19 protein-coding genes are annotated in these 17,574 nt (G+C 68.6%); 8 read left to right on the top strand and 11 right to left on the bottom strand.

Annotation, left to right across the window (positions count from 1 at the left end; translation table 11 throughout):
- Positions 1–7: 7 nt before the first annotated feature.
- Positions 8–694 (bottom strand): HAD hydrolase-like protein, encoded by a 687-nt coding sequence (locus ACLJO0_RS21505; protein WP_125792970.1) that lies wholly within the window; start codon positions 692–694, stop codon positions 8–10.
- Between the two features lie 127 nt (positions 695–821).
- Here ACLJO0_RS21505 and ACLJO0_RS21510 point away from each other — a divergent pair, with 127 nt between their 5' ends.
- Positions 822–1,826 (top strand): ABC transporter permease, encoded by a 1,005-nt coding sequence (locus tag ACLJO0_RS21510; RefSeq protein WP_410580230.1) that lies wholly within the window; start codon positions 822–824, stop codon positions 1,824–1,826.
- Here the strand turns inward: ACLJO0_RS21510 and ACLJO0_RS21515 are convergent.
- Genes ACLJO0_RS21515 through ACLJO0_RS21525 form a run of 3 tightly spaced genes read right to left on the bottom strand, consistent with a single transcriptional unit; the run spans position 1,764 to position 3,563 of the window.
- The gene (locus tag ACLJO0_RS21515) at positions 1,764–2,174 is read right to left on the bottom strand and encodes a YjbQ family protein (protein ID WP_410580231.1); all 411 of its coding nucleotides are present in this window, start codon (positions 2,172–2,174) and stop codon (positions 1,764–1,766) included. The genes ACLJO0_RS21510 and ACLJO0_RS21515 overlap by 63 nt on opposite strands.
- A 5-nt stretch (positions 2,175–2,179) precedes the next feature.
- Positions 2,180–2,989 (bottom strand): DUF3626 domain-containing protein, encoded by an 810-nt coding sequence (locus ACLJO0_RS21520; RefSeq protein WP_410580232.1) that lies wholly within the window; start codon positions 2,987–2,989, stop codon positions 2,180–2,182.
- Positions 2,990–2,999: 10 nt separating this feature from the next.
- Positions 3,000–3,563 (bottom strand): helix-turn-helix domain-containing protein, encoded by a 564-nt coding sequence (locus ACLJO0_RS21525; RefSeq protein ID WP_410580233.1) that lies wholly within the window; start codon positions 3,561–3,563, stop codon positions 3,000–3,002.
- 31 nt (positions 3,564–3,594) lie between these two features.
- On the opposite strand from ACLJO0_RS21525, the gene ACLJO0_RS21530 reads away from it, so the two are divergent.
- Positions 3,595–4,125 carry a GNAT family N-acetyltransferase gene (locus ACLJO0_RS21530; RefSeq protein WP_410580330.1) on the top strand — a complete coding sequence of 177 codons (531 nt, stop codon included), beginning with the start codon at positions 3,595–3,597 and terminating at the stop codon, positions 4,123–4,125.
- A 322-nt stretch (positions 4,126–4,447) separates the two neighbouring features.
- On the opposite strand, the gene ACLJO0_RS21535 is transcribed toward ACLJO0_RS21530, so the two are convergent.
- The 5 genes from ACLJO0_RS21535 to ACLJO0_RS21555 all read right to left on the bottom strand — a co-directional run bounded on the left by ACLJO0_RS21535 (position 4,448) and on the right by ACLJO0_RS21555 (position 8,896).
- Complete coding sequence (locus ACLJO0_RS21535; protein WP_410580234.1) at positions 4,448–5,092, bottom strand: response regulator; 645 nt, start codon at positions 5,090–5,092, stop codon at positions 4,448–4,450.
- 16 nt (positions 5,093–5,108) lie between these two features.
- On the bottom strand, positions 5,109–6,380 hold the full coding sequence (locus tag ACLJO0_RS21540) for a sensor histidine kinase (protein WP_410580235.1): 1,272 nt from the start codon (positions 6,378–6,380) through the stop codon (positions 5,109–5,111).
- Between the two features lie 84 nt (positions 6,381–6,464).
- Positions 6,465–6,665 (bottom strand): hypothetical protein, encoded by a 201-nt coding sequence (locus ACLJO0_RS21545; RefSeq protein ID WP_125786427.1) that lies wholly within the window; start codon positions 6,663–6,665, stop codon positions 6,465–6,467.
- A 10-nt stretch (positions 6,666–6,675) separates the two neighbouring features.
- Complete coding sequence (locus tag ACLJO0_RS21550; protein WP_125786426.1) at positions 6,676–7,791, bottom strand: fatty acid desaturase family protein; 1,116 nt, start codon at positions 7,789–7,791, stop codon at positions 6,676–6,678.
- A 13-nt stretch (positions 7,792–7,804) separates the two neighbouring features.
- On the bottom strand, positions 7,805–8,896 hold the full coding sequence (locus tag ACLJO0_RS21555) for a ferredoxin reductase (protein ID WP_410580236.1): 1,092 nt from the start codon (positions 8,894–8,896) through the stop codon (positions 7,805–7,807).
- Positions 8,897–8,985: 89 nt separating this feature from the next.
- On the opposite strand from ACLJO0_RS21555, the gene ACLJO0_RS21560 reads away from it, so the two are divergent.
- The 5 genes from ACLJO0_RS21560 (at position 8,986) to ACLJO0_RS21580 (ending at position 13,671) form a co-directional block, all read left to right on the top strand.
- On the top strand, positions 8,986–9,642 hold the full coding sequence (locus ACLJO0_RS21560) for a TetR family transcriptional regulator (protein WP_125792806.1): 657 nt from the start codon (positions 8,986–8,988) through the stop codon (positions 9,640–9,642).
- Positions 9,643–10,137: 495 nt separating this feature from the next.
- Positions 10,138–11,244 carry a Re/Si-specific NAD(P)(+) transhydrogenase subunit alpha gene (locus ACLJO0_RS21565; protein ID WP_125792807.1) on the top strand — a complete coding sequence of 369 codons (1,107 nt, stop codon included), beginning with the start codon at positions 10,138–10,140 and terminating at the stop codon, positions 11,242–11,244.
- A complete protein-coding gene (locus ACLJO0_RS21570; protein ID WP_007032801.1) occupies positions 11,244–11,543 on the top strand; it encodes an NAD(P) transhydrogenase subunit alpha in 300 nt (99 codons plus the stop codon). The genes ACLJO0_RS21565 and ACLJO0_RS21570 overlap by 1 nt, the downstream gene beginning before the upstream one ends.
- Positions 11,540–12,925 (top strand): NAD(P)(+) transhydrogenase (Re/Si-specific) subunit beta, encoded by a 1,386-nt coding sequence (locus ACLJO0_RS21575; RefSeq protein WP_410580237.1) that lies wholly within the window; start codon positions 11,540–11,542, stop codon positions 12,923–12,925. The genes ACLJO0_RS21570 and ACLJO0_RS21575 overlap by 4 nt, the downstream gene beginning before the upstream one ends.
- Positions 12,922–13,671 carry a lipoate--protein ligase family protein gene (locus ACLJO0_RS21580; RefSeq protein ID WP_125792809.1) on the top strand — a complete coding sequence of 250 codons (750 nt, stop codon included), beginning with the start codon at positions 12,922–12,924 and terminating at the stop codon, positions 13,669–13,671. Before ACLJO0_RS21575 ends, ACLJO0_RS21580 begins: the two co-directional genes overlap by 4 nt.
- A 101-nt stretch (positions 13,672–13,772) precedes the next feature.
- Here the strand turns inward: ACLJO0_RS21580 and ACLJO0_RS21585 are convergent, their stop codons facing one another.
- Entirely contained in the window at positions 13,773–14,501 is a 729-nt protein-coding gene (locus ACLJO0_RS21585; protein ID WP_410580238.1) for a histone-like nucleoid-structuring protein Lsr2, read from the bottom strand.
- Between the two features lie 157 nt (positions 14,502–14,658).
- On the opposite strand from ACLJO0_RS21585, the gene ACLJO0_RS21590 reads away from it, so the two are divergent.
- The gene (locus ACLJO0_RS21590) at positions 14,659–16,032 is read left to right on the top strand and encodes a dihydrolipoyl dehydrogenase family protein (protein WP_410580239.1); all 1,374 of its coding nucleotides are present in this window, start codon (positions 14,659–14,661) and stop codon (positions 16,030–16,032) included.
- Here ACLJO0_RS21590 and ACLJO0_RS21595 read toward each other — a convergent pair.
- A complete protein-coding gene (locus ACLJO0_RS21595) occupies positions 16,029–17,480 on the bottom strand; it encodes a hypothetical protein (protein WP_410580240.1) in 1,452 nt (483 codons plus the stop codon). The two genes, ACLJO0_RS21590 and ACLJO0_RS21595, sit on opposite strands and share 4 nt — an antisense overlap.
- Positions 17,481–17,574 lie beyond the last annotated feature (94 nt).

Below are 17,574 nucleotides of genomic sequence, written 5' to 3' on the forward strand. Positions count from 1 at the left end.
ACCGAGTTTAGTCGGCGTCCCCGAGCACGGCCGCACGCACCGCTGGCAGGTCGGACAGGTTTTCGAGCACGGTGTGCGCGCCCGCGTCGGCCAGTTCCCCGGCGCTGAACTGCCCGGTCGCCACGGCCACCGCGACGGCGCCGTTGTCGAGCGCGGCCCGCACGTCGTCCGGGGTGTCGCCGATGACGACGACCGACGCCGGCGCGAACTCGGTGCCGTGTTTCGCCGAAGCGTGGCCGACGGCGGCGGGCACCAGATCGGGCCGGTGTGCCGAGAGCGAGCCATAGCCGCCGATCTCGAAGTCCACGTGCTCGTGCAGGTCGAACGCGGTCAGCTTGTGCACGGAGATCTCCGGCAGGTTCCCGGTGACCAGGGTCTGGACGATGCCGCCGTGCGTGGCGAAGGCGTTCAGCGCGTCTTTGGCGCCCGGAAGCGCCCGGCCGCTGGAGGACAGCGTCGGGGCGTGGCTTTCGGAGACCGCGATCAGCGCGAGCCAGAGCTTGCGCACGTTCTCCTCGGTGGGCTCGACGCCGTGCGAGGTCAGGATGTCCGCGCTGATGGCGCGTTCGGTGCGGCCGCCGAAGTTCGGCAGCGCCCGCAGTTCGACGCCCGCGACCTCGGCGAGCGCGGTCGTGTACCAGGCGGCGCCGACGCCGCGCAGGTCCACGAGGGTCTGGTCGATGTCCCACAGCACGAGCCGGTGCGGAGTAGTCACGCGGTCGACGGTACCGGTGAGCTTATTCAACGTCTGTTGACTTCCGTGGCACGGACGCCTACCTTGGCGACTAATTCAACACAGGATGAATAAATGGAGGACGGCCATGCCGACCCAGAGCCATCGCCCCGCCGGGGCGTTCGCCTTACTCGCCGCGGTGGCCGGTGCACTGATCGCCGCCGTACTCGGCTTTCTCACCTTCGGCGCGCAGGCCACCGTCGCGCCCGACGGTCTCCCCGTCGCCGTGGCCGCGCCCCCGGGGCCGCTCCAGGCGGCCGCGAAGGGGATCGCGTCCCATGGCGGAGGGCAGGTCTCGTGGCGGGTGACCTCACTCGACGAAGGCCGGAAACTGTTGGAGGACAAGGAGGTCTACGGAGTCCTCGAACTTCCGTCGACGATCATCGTCTCCGGGGCGGTGAATCCGTCCGGAACGCAGATCGCGCACCAGGCGCTGACCGGCGCCGCGCAAGCACTCGGCGGGACACCCAAGGTCGAAACACTGCATCCCGCCAGTGCGGCGGGCCGGGTCGCCCCGCTCGCGCTGAGCGCGCTGGCTTGGGTCGGCTGCCTGGCCGCCGGCGCCGTGCTGATCCTGGCCGGACGGCGGATCGGCCGGGACGCGGGAGCCGCCGCGCGCTTCACGCAGATCGTTTCGGCAGGCGTGCTGGTCACCGGTGTGCTGGCCGGATTCCTGAAGCTGTGGGACTCCTCGCTCCCGCTCGGCTGGGACGTCCTCGGCTTCCTTTTCCTGGCCTCGACCGCGTTCGCCGCTCTGCAGACCGGCCTGCTTCGGCTGCTCGGCGTACGGGCGATGGCGATCCTCGGCCCGCTGTACCTGGTCGCGCCCGCCGTCGCGGGTCAGGTGCCGGAACTGCTGAACCCCGCGTACCGCGCGGTGCTGTGGTCATGGACGCCGTTCCGGTTCTCCGCCGAAGGCCTCCGGAGCCTGCTGCAGGGCGTACCCGGCGCGCCGGACGTCGCGACCGGGGTCTGGGTGCTCTCCGGGCTGCTCGCGGCAGGACTGGTGCTCGCGCTGTGGCCGGGCCGGTCAGCCCTCCAGAAGACTGAAGCGGACTCGCCGGACCGGGTTGTCCAGGTTGGTGTCCACTAGGCAGACCGACTGCCAGGTGCCCAGCGTCAGCACGCCGCCGAGCACCGGGATCGTCGCGTACGGCGGCAGCAGCGCGGGAAGGACGTGGTCACGGCCGTGACCGGGACTGCCGTGCTGATGCCGCCAGCGGCCGTCGCGGGGGAGCAGGTCGTCGAGCGCCGCCAGCAGGTCGTCGTCGCTGCCCGCGCCGGTCTCGAGGATCGCCAGCCCGGACGTCGCGTGCGGGACGAAGACGTGCAGGATCCCGTCCTCGGCGTCCGCGTCGCGCAGGAAGGTCTCGGCGTCCTTGGTCAGGTCGTGCACCACGGCCACGCTGCCGGTGCGCACCTCGATCTCCGTGGAATACATGCTCTTCACGGTAGTGCCCCGAAGCGGGCGACGTAGTGCCAGACGCGTTTGAGGGCTTGCTGGTCGACGTGGCGCGCTTCGCCGAGGACACGGGGATCGAGATAGCCGTCCTCGGCCAGTGTCAGGCCGAGTTCGACGAATTCGGCACCGCGGTATCCGGGGTGCCGTTCGAGTTCTTCGGTCGACAGGCGGAAACCCGGATGCCATTCGACCGGGCAGCCGAGTCGTGACGCGGCCTTTTCGACGTCGGTGCCGCGGTGACTCGGGTCGAGGACGAGCGCTTCGACATCCGTCGCGAGGTCGACGGGGCCGTGGACGTGCGCCTCGATGTAGTCGTCGAGAAGGTCGGTGTCGTCTTGCTCCGCCAAGGCGATCAGCGCGGAAACCCTGGTGCCGTGGCCGAAATCCTGGGGTGCCAGCACACTGTCCGGATAACAGAACGTCGTCCTGTCCACGGTGTGCGCGGCCATCCGGAAATGGGCTGAGCCGAATCTCGGCGCGGCGCCTGCCGCGCGGCGACGGAAGTTCAAGGCGCCGTACTTCGGCCGTTCGGCGGGCGGTGCGTCGTCGTAGGCACCGCCGAACATCCGGCTCTCCCACTGCCAGCGATCTCCGCCGGGATACGCGGTCAGCCCTCCGTTGCTCGTCCCGGTTTCGAACTGGTTGCGGTAGAACCCGTCCGCCGCCATCGCAGCCAGCAGTGGACGTCCGTCCACTGTGGAACTGTCCGGATGGAAGTGCAGGGTCACCGGCAGCCCGGCCTCGTACCCGCCGCCGGCTTTCGCCGCGACGTACGCGAGGGCCCGATGCTCCATTGCCCGAGTATCAGGCGTGCCGCCGGGCGAGCGCGACCAGATATCGGACCGGCTCCCCGGTCGGGTTGACGTAGGCGCACTGCTGCGGAGTGCCGAGCTGAAGGCAGTCTCCCGCGTCGAGTTCGTGCTCGACGTCGCCCTCGCGGAACCGCAAATGCCCGTCCAGCACCCAGATCTGGTGGTGGGTCAGCGCATAGGTGTGGGCGGGGAAGGCGACCTCGGCGCCCGCGGGCAGCACGACCTCGACCAGTTCGAGCGGCCCGCCGAGCGAAGGCGACACCGCGCGGCGCACATAGCCGGTGTCCGGGTCGGTCCAGGTCGGCTGATCGGCCACGCGCACGAGCCTGCGGTCACCGTGTTCGGCGCGCGCGATCAACTCGGACAACGTCATCCCGAGGGCGGCGGAAAGCCTGCTGAGCAGGACGGCCGTCGGCTGCGCCTCGCCGCGTTCGATCTTGCCGATCATCGCCCTGGACACCCCCGAGGACTCGGCGAGGGCGTTGGCCGAAAGGTTCTGGTCGAGTCTCGCGGACTGGAGCGTCGCGGCGAGCGACGCGGACAAGGGATCCGACATGCTGCACACTATAGTGGCAGCCTTGGTTACTATGGTCGCCATGGTGATCAGGGAAGCGACGGAAGCCGACGCGATGGCGTGCGCGGAGATCTACGCGCCGTATGTCACCGACACGGTGATTTCGTTCGAGACCGAGCCGCCCAAGCCGGACGAGATGGCCGAGCGCATCGCCAAGGCGCAGCGAAAGCATGCGTGGCTCGTGCTCGAAGACGACGAAGGCCGCGTCACCGGCTACGCCTACGGAGGCCCCTTCAGCGGCCGACCGTCCTATCGCTGGTCTTGCGAGGTCAGTATCTATCTGGAGCTCGGCCGGCGGCGGACCGGTGGCGGGCGCGCGCTCTATCAAGCGCTGCTGGACAAGCTGGCGTCGCGTGGCTTCCGGAACTTCTGCGCGGGAATGGTGCTGCCGAACGACGCGAGCGCCGGACTGCATCGCGCGCTGGGCTTCGAGCCGGTGGGGACCTATCGGCGGATCGGGTACAAGCACGGGGCCTGGCGGGATGTCATGTGGGTGCAGCTGTGCCTGCCGGAGGCGGACGGGGTTCCGGTGGAGCCGGCGTAGGCCGTGTCCTGTAAGTATCGGCTGGCGTGCTGACCTGCGGAAAGGGAGCGGGGGACCTTTGGTGTCGCGGGAGGGTGTGTGGATATAGGGACGTTGAGTGTCCCTATATCCACACACCCCTCACTCGCTGTCAGGGCCATCGCCGACCGTGTGGATTTTTGGTGCGTTGGATGACCCGAAATCCACCCGGTCACCGGGAGGGGGACCGCGAACATGACTTGCAGGAGCCGGCCTAGGCCGAAGGGAGCTTTCCCCACATGTCATGCAGCGAAAGCGTCCTTCACCGCACGAGATGCGGCGAAGGGCCCCTTCAGCCCACTTCTCAGGACTCCAGGTACCGCAGCACGGCGAGAACCCGCCGGTTGTCCCCCTCGGACTGGGGCAGCGCCAGCTTCCCGAAGATGCTCGACACGTACTTCTCCACCGAGCCCGACGAAAGGAACAGCGCCGCCGCGATGGCCGAGTTCGACCGCCCCTCGGCCATCAGTCCCAGCACCTCACGTTCCCGCGGCGTCAGTCCCGCGAGCGCGTCCGTCTTCCGGGTGGCGGTGAACAGCTGGCTGACCACTTCCGGGTCGAGCACGGTCTCACCGTCGGCGACCCGCTGAAGCGCGTCGAGGAAGTCCGACACCTCCGCGACTCGGTCCTTCAGCAGGTAGCCGACGCCGCCCGCGCGGTCGGCGAGGAGTTCTGTCGCGTACTGCGTTTCGACGTACTGCGAGAACAGCAGGATCGCGCACCCCGGCAGTTCCGCACGCAACGCGATCGACGCGCGGAGTCCTTCGTCCGTGTGCGTCGGCGGCATCCGGATGTCCACAATGGACACGTCTGGCCGGTGTTCGCGGACCGCCGCGCACAGGCTGTCGCCGTCGGCGACGGCCGCGACGACCTCGTGTCCCCGAAGATTCAGCAGTTCGACTAGTCCCGCCCGCAGGATGGCCGAATCCTCCGCGATCACGACGCGCACGCCGCCCCCCATTGTTCTATTTCCGTAGTGGTATCCCCGCGCTGATCACCGTAGGCCCTCCGGGAGGGCTGTCGATGTCGAGCCCGCCGTCCACCGTCGCGAGCCTCTCGGCGATTCCGGCGAGCCCGCCGCCGCGTTCCAGCCGGGCCCCGCCTTCACCGCCGTCCCGCACCACGAGGCGCAGGCCGTCGCCGACGATACCCACGTCGACCTCGATCGCGGCGGAAGTGTGTTTGGCGGCATTGGTCAGCAACTCGGCGACGGTGAAGTAGGCGATCGTCTCGATCGACGGCGACGGCCTGCTCGGCAGGTCCACGGTGATCCGCGCGTCGATGCCCGAGCCCGCGGCCAAAGTGGACAGTGCGACGTCGAGGCCGGCGTCGAGTGCGGCGGGGTGGATGCCGCGGGCGAGGTCGCGCAGTTCGACCAGCGCCTGTTTCGCGTTGGCGTGCGCGGCGGTGACCAGGGCGGTGACCTGCTCGATGTCGCCGTCACCCGCCAGCTCGTCCTTCGCGATGCCGAGCTTCATCGCCAGCGCGACCAGCTGGGCCTGCGCGCCGTCGTGCAGGTCGCGTTCGATCCGGCGCAGCCGCCGCGTCGCGTCGTCGACCGCGGTCGCCCGGGTCCGTTCGAGGTCGCGCACACGTTTGGAGAGGTCCTCGGCGCCGAGCACCCCGCGCACCAGCAGGCGGTCGAATTCGGCGAGGCCGTGGACCACCCACGGCATCGCCAGCAGCACGGCCAGCCCGGTGAGGGCGAGCGGCAGGGTGAGGGGCCAGGTGTCGACGCGGAGGTCGAACGTCGGCATGGCATCGCCGTTCAGGGTGAACCAGAACAGCGGATAGGTCAGTGTGCTCACGGCGTACACGAACAGGGACACGACCAGGAAGAACCCGGTCAACGACAACGGCAGCCGGATCACCAGGTAGGCGATCGACCGCCAGCCCATCGGATCGCCGAGCCGCCCTTTGACCCCGTTCCAGAGCCCCGGCCGCAGCTCGGGCCGGGCCGGCGGGGCGACCGTGGTCCTGAGCAGGGCACGCGCCAGACCGATGTGGGCGGCGCCGATCAGCCGCGCTCCCGCCAGGACGCCGATGAGCACCGGCAGGCCGATGGTGAGCAGGCTCAGGCCGATCCCGAGGAACAGCCCGACGACGACGAGCGCCATGAACACCAGCGTCAGCGGCGCGCCGATGATCACCCACGCCAGCTCGGCCCAGTACGCGCGGCTCAGCTGCGCGCTGAGGACGCGACCGGCGAACCGGTGCGGGGCGAGGCGGGTGATCATGGCTTCAGCCTGCCGTGGTCACCGCCTCGTGCCCATGGGGTTTTCCGTAATCTTCGTTCTCGAAACCCGACGTGGGGGCGACCCTCAGTCTTCGCGGGTCCCGTCGGCCTGCGCCCGCTGGGACGCCTCACGCATCTCGATGACGTCCGTCAGCCAATCGCCGGTCTCGCGGGCGATGTCCCGGATCGCGCCGGTGATGATCGTCGCGATGTTGCCGATGTGGGTGGCCGCGGACTCGGTGACCTCTTGGACCACGTCCTTGGTGCTTTCGAACTGACCGACCATGTCAGACACCTTAAGCCGCTCGGAGGGTCTTGTCGCTCTCCACGGTAGCCGGAGTGCGGGGTTCACCGTTCCAGGGCAGTGCCAGTTTCACGATCTTCTTGGCCACCGAGAACAGCTGCTTGTGCAGGGGACCGGTGTTGTAGGGCAGGCCGTACTTCTCGCAGATCGCCCGCACCTCGCCCGCGATCTGCGGGTAGCGGCGCGCGGGGATGTCCGGGAACAGGTGGTGCTCGATCTGGTGCGAGAGGTTCCCGGTCATGATGTGGAAGAGTTTGCCGCCGCTGATGTTCGCGGAGCCGAGGATCTGCCGCAGGTACCACTGGCCCCGCGACTCGTTCTCGGTCTCTTCCTCGGTGAAGCTCTCGACGTCGGCGGGGAAGTGCCCGCAGAAGATGATCGAGAACGCCCACAGGTTGCGGGTCAGGTTCGCGGTGGCGTTGCCGAGGAAGGTCAGCGGCGCGAGCGGACCGGTCAGCAGCGGGAAGAGCACGTAGTCCTTGCCGACCTGGCGCCCGGCCTTCTTGAGCATCTTCAGGCCGACCTCCTTGTTGTCCGACCACTTGCGCTCGCCCTTGACGACGCGGTCGAACTCGAGGTCGTGCAGCATGACGCCCCACTGGAAGAACAGCGCGAGCAGCGTCGCGTACACCGGGTTGCCCAGGTAGTACGGGTTCCACTTCTGCGCCGGGTCGATCCGCAGGACGCCGTAACCGATGTCGCGGTCCTTGTCGAGGATGTTCGTGTACGTGTGGTGGATGTAGTTGTGGGAATGGCGCCAGTTCTCCGAAGGTGCGACGGTGTCCCATTCGAACTTCTGCGAGCTCAGCGCCGGGTCGCGCGTCCAGTCGTACTGGCCGTGCATGACGTTGTGGCCGATCTCCATGTTGTCGAGGATCTTCGCCACCGAAAGCGCGGTCACCCCGGCGACCCACGCGGGCGGGAAGAACCCGGCGAACAGCAGCCCGCGCCCGGCGACTTCGAGCGCGCGCTGGGTCTTGATCACGTTGTGGATGTAGTCGACGTCGACCTGGCCGAGATCGGCGACGATCCGCTGCCGGATCTCGTCCAGTTCGCGGCCGAACTCCTCGACCTGGGCGGGGGTGAGCTTGTCCTGCAAGCCGGTCATGACTGGCTCCTTTCTAAGCGTTGATCTCGACGTCCCCGACCGGGACGGAGATGCAGAGCTGGATCTCTTCGTTCTCTTCGCTGGAGGTCTCGCCGGTCTTGGCGTTGCGGACGCAACCGGAGGTCTTGATCTGAGTGCAGGAGAAGCAGATGCCCATCCGGCAGCCGTGTTCCGGGCTGAGCCCCGCCTCTTCGGCCTGCTCCAGCAACGGTTTCCCGGAGTTGGCGAATTCGTGGCCGCTGCGCGCGAACCGCACCTGCCCTTCGGCGTTCTCGGTGTCGAAGGTGAGCGTCGGCGGCGTGAACTCCTCGGTGTGCAGATGTGCGCCGAGACCGTCGGCCTCGAAAACCTCGCGGACCGAATCCATCAGCGGCTTCGGACCGCACAGGAAGGTTTCGGCGTCGGGATACCACGGCGCGGCCTCGGCGAGGTGTTCCTTCGAGAAGAACCCGTGCAGGTCGCCGCCGGTTTCGGTGTGAGTGAACGCGTGTACCACCCGCAGGCCGCGCAGGCGGCGCGCGAGGTCGGCGAGCTCGGCGCGGTAGAGCGCGTCTTCGGCCCCGTTGGAGTAGTGCAGGAAGGCGAGATCGCCCTCGTACTTCTCGTCCGCCAGCGTGCGCAGCATCGACAGGACGGGCGTGATCCCGCTCCCGCCGCTCAGCAGCAGGATCCGCCGGGGCCTCGGCGACGGCAGGGTGAAGTCACCGTCCGGAGTGGACAGTCCGAGCACCGAACCGATGGTGACCGTGCGGTTCAGGTGCCGCGAGACGAGTCCCTGCGGATCGGCCTTGATCGTCAGTTCCAGTGATCCGTCGTGCTCCGAACCGGCGGGTGAGTAACAGCGGGTCCGGCGGACGCCGTCGATCTCGACGGTCACCCGCACGTACTGGCCCGCGACGTGTCCCCGCCAGGCGCGGCTCGGCCGGATGGTCAGCGTGACCGTGTCGGGTGTCTGCCGCCGGACGTCGGTGACCAGGCCGCGGATCTCCCGGCGGACCAGCATCGGATCGACGAGTTCGAGGTAGCGGTCCATGCCATGGGGCGTGAGCAGGGCCTCGGCCAGCGAGGCCAGCCGCCTGGCCCTGCGCGGTACCAGTGCCGTCATCACTTCTCCCAAATTCAGTGAACGCTTGTACACTCAACAGTGAAGTGGCGATGGTCGCGCTTGTCAACGCGAGAGGAGGGCGATGTGACGTGGGTGATAGTGCGGAGGCGATTACGCTGTCCGTCGTGACAACGGAGCCCGTTTCCCGGCAGGAGCGCAAACAGCGCACACGGCAGGCGCTGCTGGACGCCGCCCTGGATCTGGTGGCGGAACGAGGGTTCTCCGGGCTGAGCCTGCGCGAGGTGGCGAAACAGGCAGGCATCGTGCCGACGGCGTTCTACCGCCATTTCGCGTCGATGGACGAACTGGGCGTGGCGCTCGTCGAGGAGTCGATGCGCACACTGCGCACGATGATCCGTTCGGCACGCACCAAACCGGCCGCGTACAACGACATGATCAAGATGTCCGTGCGCATCCTGCGCGAGCACGTCCGGGCGCACGAGGACCACTTCCATTTCCTCACCAGGGAGCGTTACGGCGGCACGGGACCGGTCCGGCAGGCGATCGCGTTCGAGCTCAAGCTCTTCGTCAGCGAACTCGCCGTCGACCTCGCGCGGTTCGACAATCTCCGCGAATGGAGCACCGAAGATCTCCACCTGCTCGCCGACCTGATCGTGACGACCATGCTCACGACGGTGCTGGAGTTGCTCGAGGCGCCTTCGCGGGACGACGAGATCGGGCGCACGGCCGAACGGCGGCTGCGGCTGATCTTTCTGGGCGTGCCGAACTGGCGAAGCGTTCCGTGATGCGGAAAGCGCTGCCCCGCAAGGCGGGCTGAAAGCGTCCTTCGCCGCATGTCACGCGGTGAAGGGCGCCTTCGTCACGTCTGATGCGGTGAAGGTCCCCTTCAGCCCGCCTGAGTACAGCCGCGCCGGTGTCGTGCAGGTCAAGCGGGTCGGGATCGCAGCCTCGGCGCTACAGCGACAGCGCGTGAAGGACACCTTCCCCAAGTACATGAAGGACCCCACCCTTGCGCCCAGGTACAGGAAGGGGGCCTTCATGTACTGGCATCACGCAAGAAGCGCCGCAGCTCACGACCACCCGGACACGCCACGTTCGACTTTCCTCTCACCAGCGGCCAGCCCCTTATGACGTCGCGCACCTGGATCGATGGCTGGATCGATCGTGATGAGCGATGTCACGGAAAGATGCCGTCCGGATACGTTCAGCCAGGAAAGTTGTCGGCCGGACGTGGTAAACAGTGCGGGTTCGTGTGGTCCTCTCCAGCGAGGAGGTCGCCTGTGGCGGCAGAAAACGAGCAGCTCACGGTCGGTGTTGTCCGGGAAACCGGACAAGGTGAACGCCGCATCGCGCTGGTACCGAAGCTCATCGAGCGCGTCTCCGGACGCGGACTGCGGGTGGTGGTCGAGCCCGGCGCGGGCGCCGGCGCGCTGCTCGCCGACGAGACCTTCGAGCAGGCCGGCGCGGTGATCGGCGATCCGTGGGATGCCGACATCGTGGTGAAGGTGGCGCCTCCGAGCGCGGCCGAAGTCGCGAAGCTCAAGCAGGGCACCATTCTCATCGGCTTCCTGAATCCACGGGGTGATCCGGACGGGATAGCGGCGCTCGAATCGGCGGGCGTCCGCGCCTTCGCCGTCGAGGCGATCCCGCGGATCTCCCGCGCGCAGGCGATGGACGCGTTGTCGTCGCAGAGCAGTGTCGCGGGCTATCGCGCGGTGTTGCTGGCGGCGGAGAAGCTCACCCGGTTCTTCCCGATGCTCACCACCGCGGCCGGAACGGTGCCACCGGCGAAGGTGCTCGTGCTCGGCGCGGGTGTCGCCGGTTTGCAGGCCTTGGCGACGGCGAAACGGCTCGGCGCGCAGACCACCGGGTACGACGTCCGGCCGGAGGTCGGCGAGCAGGTCAAGTCGCTCGGCGCGAAATTCCTCGACCTCGGCATCGAGGCGGTCGGCGAAGGCGGGTACGCCCGCGAGCTGACCGACGAGGAAAAGGCCGAGCAGCAACGCAGGCTCACCGAGGCGATCACGAGGTTCGACGTCGTGATCACCACCGCGCTCGTCCCCGGCCGCAAGGCGCCGGTCCTCGTCACCGCCGACGCGGTGAAGGGGATGCCCGCCGGTGGTGTCGTGGTCGACCTCGCAGGCGAGTCCGGCGGCAACTGCGAACTGACGAAACCGGGCGAGGAGGTCGTCGAGCACGACGTCACCATCTGCTCGCCGCTCAACCTCGCCGCGGAGATGCCCGCGCATTCCAGCGAGCTCTACGCGCGCAATGTCACCGAGTTGCTCGAACTGCTCGTCGACTCCGAAGGCAAGCTCGCGCTCGACTTCTCCGACGAGATCGTCGCCGGGGCCTGCGTCGCCGGAAAAGAAGAAGGGGGCGAGTGATGCTCGTAGGCAGTTTGGCGATCCTCGTACTCGCCGGATTCGTGGGCTTCACGGTCATTTCCAAGGTGCCCAACACGCTGCACACCCCGCTCATGTCGGGCACCAACGCCATCCACGGCATCGTCCTGCTCGGCGGGCTCATCGTGCTCGGCCTCGGGGTCGACGGCGTACTGAACAAGATCCTGCTGGTGATCGCGATCGCCTTCGGCACGATCAACGTGGTCGGCGGCTTCCTCGTCACCGACCGGATGCTCTCGATGTTCAAGGCGAAGAAGCCGGAAGACGGTGGTGACAAGTGACGACCTTCATCGCCGTCCTCTACATCATTTCCTTCGCACTGTTCATCTACGGCCTGATGGGGCTGACCGGTCCGCGCACCGCGGTACGCGGCAACTGGATCGCCGCGATCGGCATGGGCATCGCGGTGATCGCGACGCTCCTGACCCCGGGAATGAGCAACTGGCTGCTGATCGCGCTCGGCGTCGCGATCGGTGTCGTCGTCGGCGTGCCGTCCGCGCGCAAGGTGAAGATGACCGCGATGCCGCAGATGGTGGCGCTGTTCAACGGCGTCGGCGGCGGGGCGGTCGCGCTCATCGCGTGGGTCGAGTTCCGCACCACCGAGGGCTACGCGCACGAGCCGGCGTACGTCGCGATCGCGTCGTTGTTCGCCGCGATCGTCGGATCGGTGTCCTTCTGGGGCTCGAACATCGCGTTCGGGAAACTGCAGGAGCTCATTTCCGGTCGCCCGATCACGCTGGGCAAACTGCAGCAGCCGGTGAACGCGCTGGTGCTGATCGCCGCGATCGTCTTCGCGGTCGTCATCGCCGTCGGCGGTGACGCCGAACTGCTGATGATCGGCCTGCTGATCGCGGCCGGCGTGCTCGGCGTGGTGGTCGTGCTGCCGATCGGCGGCGCGGACATGCCGGTCGTCATCTCGTTGCTGAACGCGCTCACCGGATTGTCGGCCGCGGCCATGGGGCTCGCGCTCGACAACACCGCGCTGATCGTGGCGGGCATGATCGTCGGTGCTTCGGGTTCGATCCTGACGAACCTGATGGCGAAGGCGATGAACCGGTCGATCCCGGCCATCGTCGCCGGCGGGTTCGGTGGCGGCACGGCGGTTTCGAGCGGTGGGTCCGGCGAGGTCCGCCCGGTCCGCAGCACCAGCGCGTCCGACACCGCGATCCAGATGGCGTACGCGAACAAGGTCGTGGTCGTCCCCGGCTACGGCATGGCCGTCGCGCAGGCACAGCACGTGGTCCGCGAGATGGCGAAACTGCTGGAGGCCAAGGGGATCACGGTCGCCTACGCCATCCACCCGGTGGCGGGCCGGATGCCGGGGCATATGAACGTGCTCCTCGCCGAGGCCGACGTCCCGTACGAACAGCTCAAGGAAATGGACGAGATCAACTCCGAGTTCGCCCAGACCGACGTCGCGCTGGTGATCGGCGCGAACGACGTCACGAACCCGGCCGCGGAGACCGATCCGGGCTCGCCCATCTACGGGATGCCGATCCTCAAGGTGAACCACAGCCGGTCGGTGATCGTGCTCAAGCGCTCGATGAGCTCGGGCTTCGCCGGCATCGACAACGAGCTCTTCTACGATGCGAAGACAAGCATGCTCTTCGGCGACGCCAAATCGTCGGTGGGCGAGATCGTGGAGGAACTCAAAGCACTGTGATCGGTCCTTCGGAAGTCGTCGCCTCGTTCGACGACCCGGCCGACAACCTCGCGTTCGACGAAGCCCTCCTGCGCGCCGCACCGGAGGCGCCGGTCCTGTGGATCTGGCGCAGCACCGACTCCGTGGTCGTGGGGCGGGGGCAGAAGATCGAACGCGAGGTCAAGGCCGACGTCTGCGCGAGCGACGGCGTCCCGGTGCTCCGCCGGGCCAGCGGCGGCGGCACCGTGTTCCACGATCCCGGCAATCTCAACATCACCCTCGTCCTGCCAGAGCTCGGCTTGTCGGCGAAAGCCGTCAAGCCGCTCGAAGCGCTCGGGGAACTGATGACCGCGACGGTGGCCGAACTCGGGCTGCCGTCGCGGGTCGGTGATCGGGGACTGTTCGTCGGTGACGCGAAGCTGTGCGGTTTCGCCGTGTTCCGGACGAGAACGGGCTTGCTCGCGCATTCGACACTGCTCGTGTCGACCGCGGCCGAGCGGGTCGGCCGGTACCTCACTTCGGCACCCGCGGATCCCCGTCCGCTCGACTCTCACCGGAGCCCGGTCGCGTCGCTCGCCGAGCATGGCCTGCGCAAAGGTGTTGCCGAAGTCACGGCCGCGGTCCGCGTGGCGGCGGCCGCGCGACTGGGTGAACTCACCACCCGGAAGCCCTCGGCCGAGGAGCGGGAGTGGCACCGCTCGCTCCGGCACACGCGGTACGGGTATCCGAAGTGGCATTCGGAAGGGGCTCAGCGTCCGGCCTCGTGAGTGGTAAGTGTCGTTAGAACGACACTTACCACTCACGAGACTCGACACAAATGGCCCCCTTCGCTCAATTACGCGAAGGGGGCCATTTGCTTTTAGCGGAACTACTTTTCGGTCGCCGAGAATGTCACGGCCGGCACCTTACGGGCGGCGCGCGTGGTCTTCTTCGGCTCCGCGGCCTTCTTCACCGGCGTCTTGGCGGCGGCCTTCGGCGCGGCCTTGGCGGCCGTCGTCTTCGCGGCGGCGGCCTTCGGCGCGGCCTTCACGGCGGTCGTCTTGGCAGCGGCCTTCGGCGCTGCCTTGGCCGTGGTCTTGGTCGCGGCGGCGGTCTTCGCGCGACCGGCCGTGGTCTTGGTCGCGGTGGCCTTCGCCGTCGTGCCGCGGGTCGCCTTCGCCTTGGCAGCGGTGGCTTTCGCGGTGGTCCTGGCCGGAGCCTTGGCCTCCGCCTTGGCGGCGGTGGTCTTCGCGGCGGCGGTCTTGGGCGCGGCCTTGGCGGCGGCGGGCTTGCGGCCGGCGACACCCTTCGCGGCGGGCTTGCGGCCCGGCTTCGCGGCCGACTTCGCCTCGGCCTTCGCGGCGGTGGCCGTGGTCTTCGGGGTCGACTTCGACACCCGTGCGCCCTTGGGTCGCTGCACGACTCGCGGCCGCAGTTTCCGTCCACCGATCCGTCGGCCGTTTTCCACATAGGCACGCAGGGTTTCCCGGAGTGCGGTGGCGTTGTCGGCCGAAAGGTCGATGTCGTAAGCGATTCCGTCCAAACCGAAAGCGACCGTTTCTTCGGCCGCCTCGCCGGTCAGATCATCCAGCAAATGCACAGCAGTGTTCCTGGCCATGAAAAAACCTCCCGCGCTCGATCGTTCTACTGCGTAACCGGCACGGTGCAACCTGAACCCGCGGCTGATGACTCACGCAGCGACACGAGGATAGCGGCAGGTTGCGCGAAGCTGCGCGGTGGTGTGCGCTGAATGCATGTCAGCACAGACTTTTGACGTGATCGTGATCGGAGGCGGCCCCGTCGGCGAGGTCGCCGCCGAACGGGCAGCACGCGGCGGACTGCGGGTCGCGCTCGTCGAACACGAGCGCTTCGGCGGCGAATGTTCTTACTGGGCCTGCATTCCGAGCAAGGCGTTGCTACGGCCGGGGAACCTCCTCGCCGCCGCCAAGCGGGTCCCCGGCGTCCCGGTGGGCGATGCGGTCGACCCGGCCGAGGTGTTCGCGCGCCGGGACTGGTTCACCGGCAAGGGAGACGACACCGGACAGGTCAAGTGGGCCGAAGGCGTCGGGATCGTCCCGATCCGCGGGCACGGCCGGATCACCGGTGAGCGGGAGGTCACCGTCGACGGCGGCGACGTGCTGACCGCGCGGCACGCCGTGATCGTCGCCACCGGCAGCGTCCCGCGGACGCCGTCGATCCCCGGGCTGGACACCGTTTCCCCGTGGGGTTCGCGGGAGGCGACTTCGGCGGAGAAGGTTCCGGGCCGTCTCGGCGTACTGGGCGGCGGTGTGGTCGGAGTCGAAATGGCGCAGGCTTTCGCCACCCTCGGCGCCGAAGTGCACCTGATCATCTCGGGGGCGCGTCCCTTGCCGCGGCTGCCGGAGTTCGCGGGTGACGCGGTCATCGCGGGGCTCCGCGAAGCCGGGGTCACCGTGCACACCGGCTCCGGCATCGACTCCGTGTCCGCAGTGGACGGTGGCAAGGAATTGGCGTTGAAGGGCGGTGACCGGTTGGTCGTCGACGAACTCCTCGTCGCCACCGGCCGCCGCCCGGCGACCGACGGACTCGGCGTCGAGTCGATCGGGCTCGAAGCGGGCGCGCCGCTCGAGACGGACGACAACGGCCGTGTGTCCGCTGTGGACGGTGACTGGCTGTTCGCCGTCGGCGACGTCACCGGCCGGGCCCCGCTGACCCATCAGGGCAAGTACGCGGCCAGGGCCGCCGGGGACTCCGTGGCGGCGCAGGCGGCGGGCAAGCCGGTCGATTCCGCCGCCTGGAGCGCGCACAGCGCCACGGCCGATCACCACGCCATCCCGCAGGTCGTCTTCACCGACCCGGAGGTCGCTTCGGTCGGGCTCGCCGGACCCGAGGAGGGCAAGCCGCACCGCGTCGTCGACATCGACATCGCGGTCGCCGGTTCTTCGCTGCACGCGGACGGTTACGCGGGCAAGGCGCGGATCGTCGTCGACACCGAACGCGGTGTCCTCCTCGGCGCGACCTTCGTCGGGCAGGATGTGTCCGAACTACTGCACTCGGCGACGATCGCGATCGTCGGGGAGGTCCCGCTGTCGAGGCTGTGGCACGCGGTCCCGTCGTTCCCGACGATCAGCGAGGTGTGGCTGCGCCTGCTGGAGGCATACGGCCTTTAGCCGTTCACAGGCAGTTCGAGCGCGGCCTTCGCGCCGCGGACCAGGCCGGGATCGTCCGCAGTGGACGGTCCCGGCACCCATACCACCTGGACCAGCCGGACCGATTTCCCGTCAAGGCTGCTCTGGTAGGCGGCGCCCTCGAACACCGGGACGTCGCCCTGCCACTGGTTGGTCTCGGTGGCGAGGTCGAGGATGCCGCCACCGCCGGGGGTGTCGGCGGCGGCCTTGAACGCGGTCGCCTGCTCGGTGTTCGGGAATTCCACGACGGCGATCGTCACCGCGGCGGCCCGGCCGTCGATGGAACTGGCGAAACTGGCCCGTTTCACCCCTGCGCAACTCGTCTGCTGAAGGCTCGACTGGACGTCGCCGTACGCGTGCGACGCGCATTTCTGATCCGCGGCCGACGCCCGCGAGGTGAACTGGATGTTCTCCACCGCGCTGCTGCTCGGTGGCGGAGGGCTGCTGGCAGGGGTCGGCGGCGGGGGAGTCTGCGTGGACGCCGTGTCGTCACCGCCGGAGGCCACGCTGATGGCCGCGACCAGCAGCACGATGAGCAGGCCGATCGCGGCGACCGGAAGCCACTTCACCGTCTTGGACTGGTGCGACTTCTTCGGGGACGGTTCAGCGGGAGCAGCCGCCGGTGGCGGGGTTTGCCGTGCCGGAGGAGCGGGCTTCGCGGCGACGGCCTGCTGAGCAGGCTGAACGGGCGGGGCGGCCGGCACGGGCTTGACGGGCGGAACGGCCGGTTTCGCCGGTCTCTTCGCTTTCCCCGGATGTTGCACCGGAACCGTCTGGGCGATGGCGACGAGCGGGTTCTCGCGGATCACCGTCGGCTCGTCGTCGGAGAAGGCGCTGAAACCCTCGCCGAGCAACATCTCCTCGGGCATCGGCGGCGCGTCGGGGGCGAGCGCGGCGATCAGCTCCCGCGCTTGCTGGACCGAGCGGGGTCGGGGCGCGGTGGCCAGCGAGACCGTCGCGGCGAGCATCGTCGTCGCCGTCGGGTACAGGACGCGGACCGATCCGGCGAGGTCCGCGGCGGGCTGGTCGACCGTCTCCACATAGGGGCCGACGGCGATGATCGTGCCGATCGGCCCGGCGCCGGGGGCGACGTCCGCGATCTTGTGGGTGCACGCGGCGGACAGCGAGAGCGCGTCCGTGGCCGGGTTGATCGAGGTGTCGCCGTGGACCAGCGGCCAGCCGTCGGCCTTCCACGGTCCGCCGAGCGGGGCTTCGAGTTTCAACGCCGGGTCCGGCAGGTCGACGCCGATGACGATGAGGACGCCCTTCGGCATGACGACGACGGCCTCCACGGGCCGCCCGTCGACCGGGCTGGCGCCGACGAGGGCGACCCCGCCGACGACGTTGCTGCCCCGGCCGAGTGAAGCCAGCGCGGCGCGGACGTCCTCGGCCACCCGGGACGGCTGTTGAGCGAGGCGAACGAGTCGCACCGAACCCCTCCCCATCTCGTCGGTCTCGCTGCACAAACTAGCGCCTCCATCCGGAGCAACGGGAAGACACGTCGCAGGTAGGCGCGGTGATGTT

The organism is Amycolatopsis sp. lyj-108 (genome assembly GCF_046549005.1).
Lineage (GTDB): Bacteria > Actinomycetota > Actinomycetes > Mycobacteriales > Pseudonocardiaceae > Amycolatopsis.

What these genes read in the sequence shown, in the direction of transcription:
- ACLJO0_RS21545 (WP_125786427.1), bottom strand. Translation starts at nt 6,665, where the DNA reads ATGGTCGGTCAGTTCGAAAGCACCAAGGACGTGGTCCAAGAGGTCACC.
- ACLJO0_RS21555 (WP_410580236.1), bottom strand. Translation starts at nt 8,896, where the DNA reads ATGACGGCACTGGTACCGCGCAGGGCCAGGCGGCTGGCCTCGCTGGCC.
- ACLJO0_RS21515 (WP_410580231.1), bottom strand. Translation starts at nt 2,174, where the DNA reads ATGTATTCCACGGAGATCGAGGTGCGCACCGGCAGCGTGGCCGTGGTG.
- ACLJO0_RS21530 (WP_410580330.1), top strand. Translation starts at nt 3,595, where the DNA reads ATGGTCGCCATGGTGATCAGGGAAGCGACGGAAGCCGACGCGATGGCG.
- ACLJO0_RS21585 (WP_410580238.1), bottom strand. Translation starts at nt 14,501, where the DNA reads ATGGCCAGGAACACTGCTGTGCATTTGCTGGATGATCTGACCGGCGAG.
- ACLJO0_RS21550 (WP_125786426.1), bottom strand. Translation starts at nt 7,791, where the DNA reads ATGACCGGCTTGCAGGACAAGCTCACCCCCGCCCAGGTCGAGGAGTTC.
- ACLJO0_RS21525 (WP_410580233.1), bottom strand. Translation starts at nt 3,563, where the DNA reads ATGTCGGATCCCTTGTCCGCGTCGCTCGCCGCGACGCTCCAGTCCGCG.
- ACLJO0_RS21520 (WP_410580232.1), bottom strand. Translation starts at nt 2,989, where the DNA reads ATGGAGCATCGGGCCCTCGCGTACGTCGCGGCGAAAGCCGGCGGCGGG.
- ACLJO0_RS21510 (WP_410580230.1), top strand. Translation starts at nt 822, where the DNA reads ATGCCGACCCAGAGCCATCGCCCCGCCGGGGCGTTCGCCTTACTCGCC.
- ACLJO0_RS21540 (WP_410580235.1), bottom strand. Translation starts at nt 6,380, where the DNA reads ATGATCACCCGCCTCGCCCCGCACCGGTTCGCCGGTCGCGTCCTCAGC.
- ACLJO0_RS21570 (WP_007032801.1), top strand. Translation starts at nt 11,244, where the DNA reads ATGCTCGTAGGCAGTTTGGCGATCCTCGTACTCGCCGGATTCGTGGGC.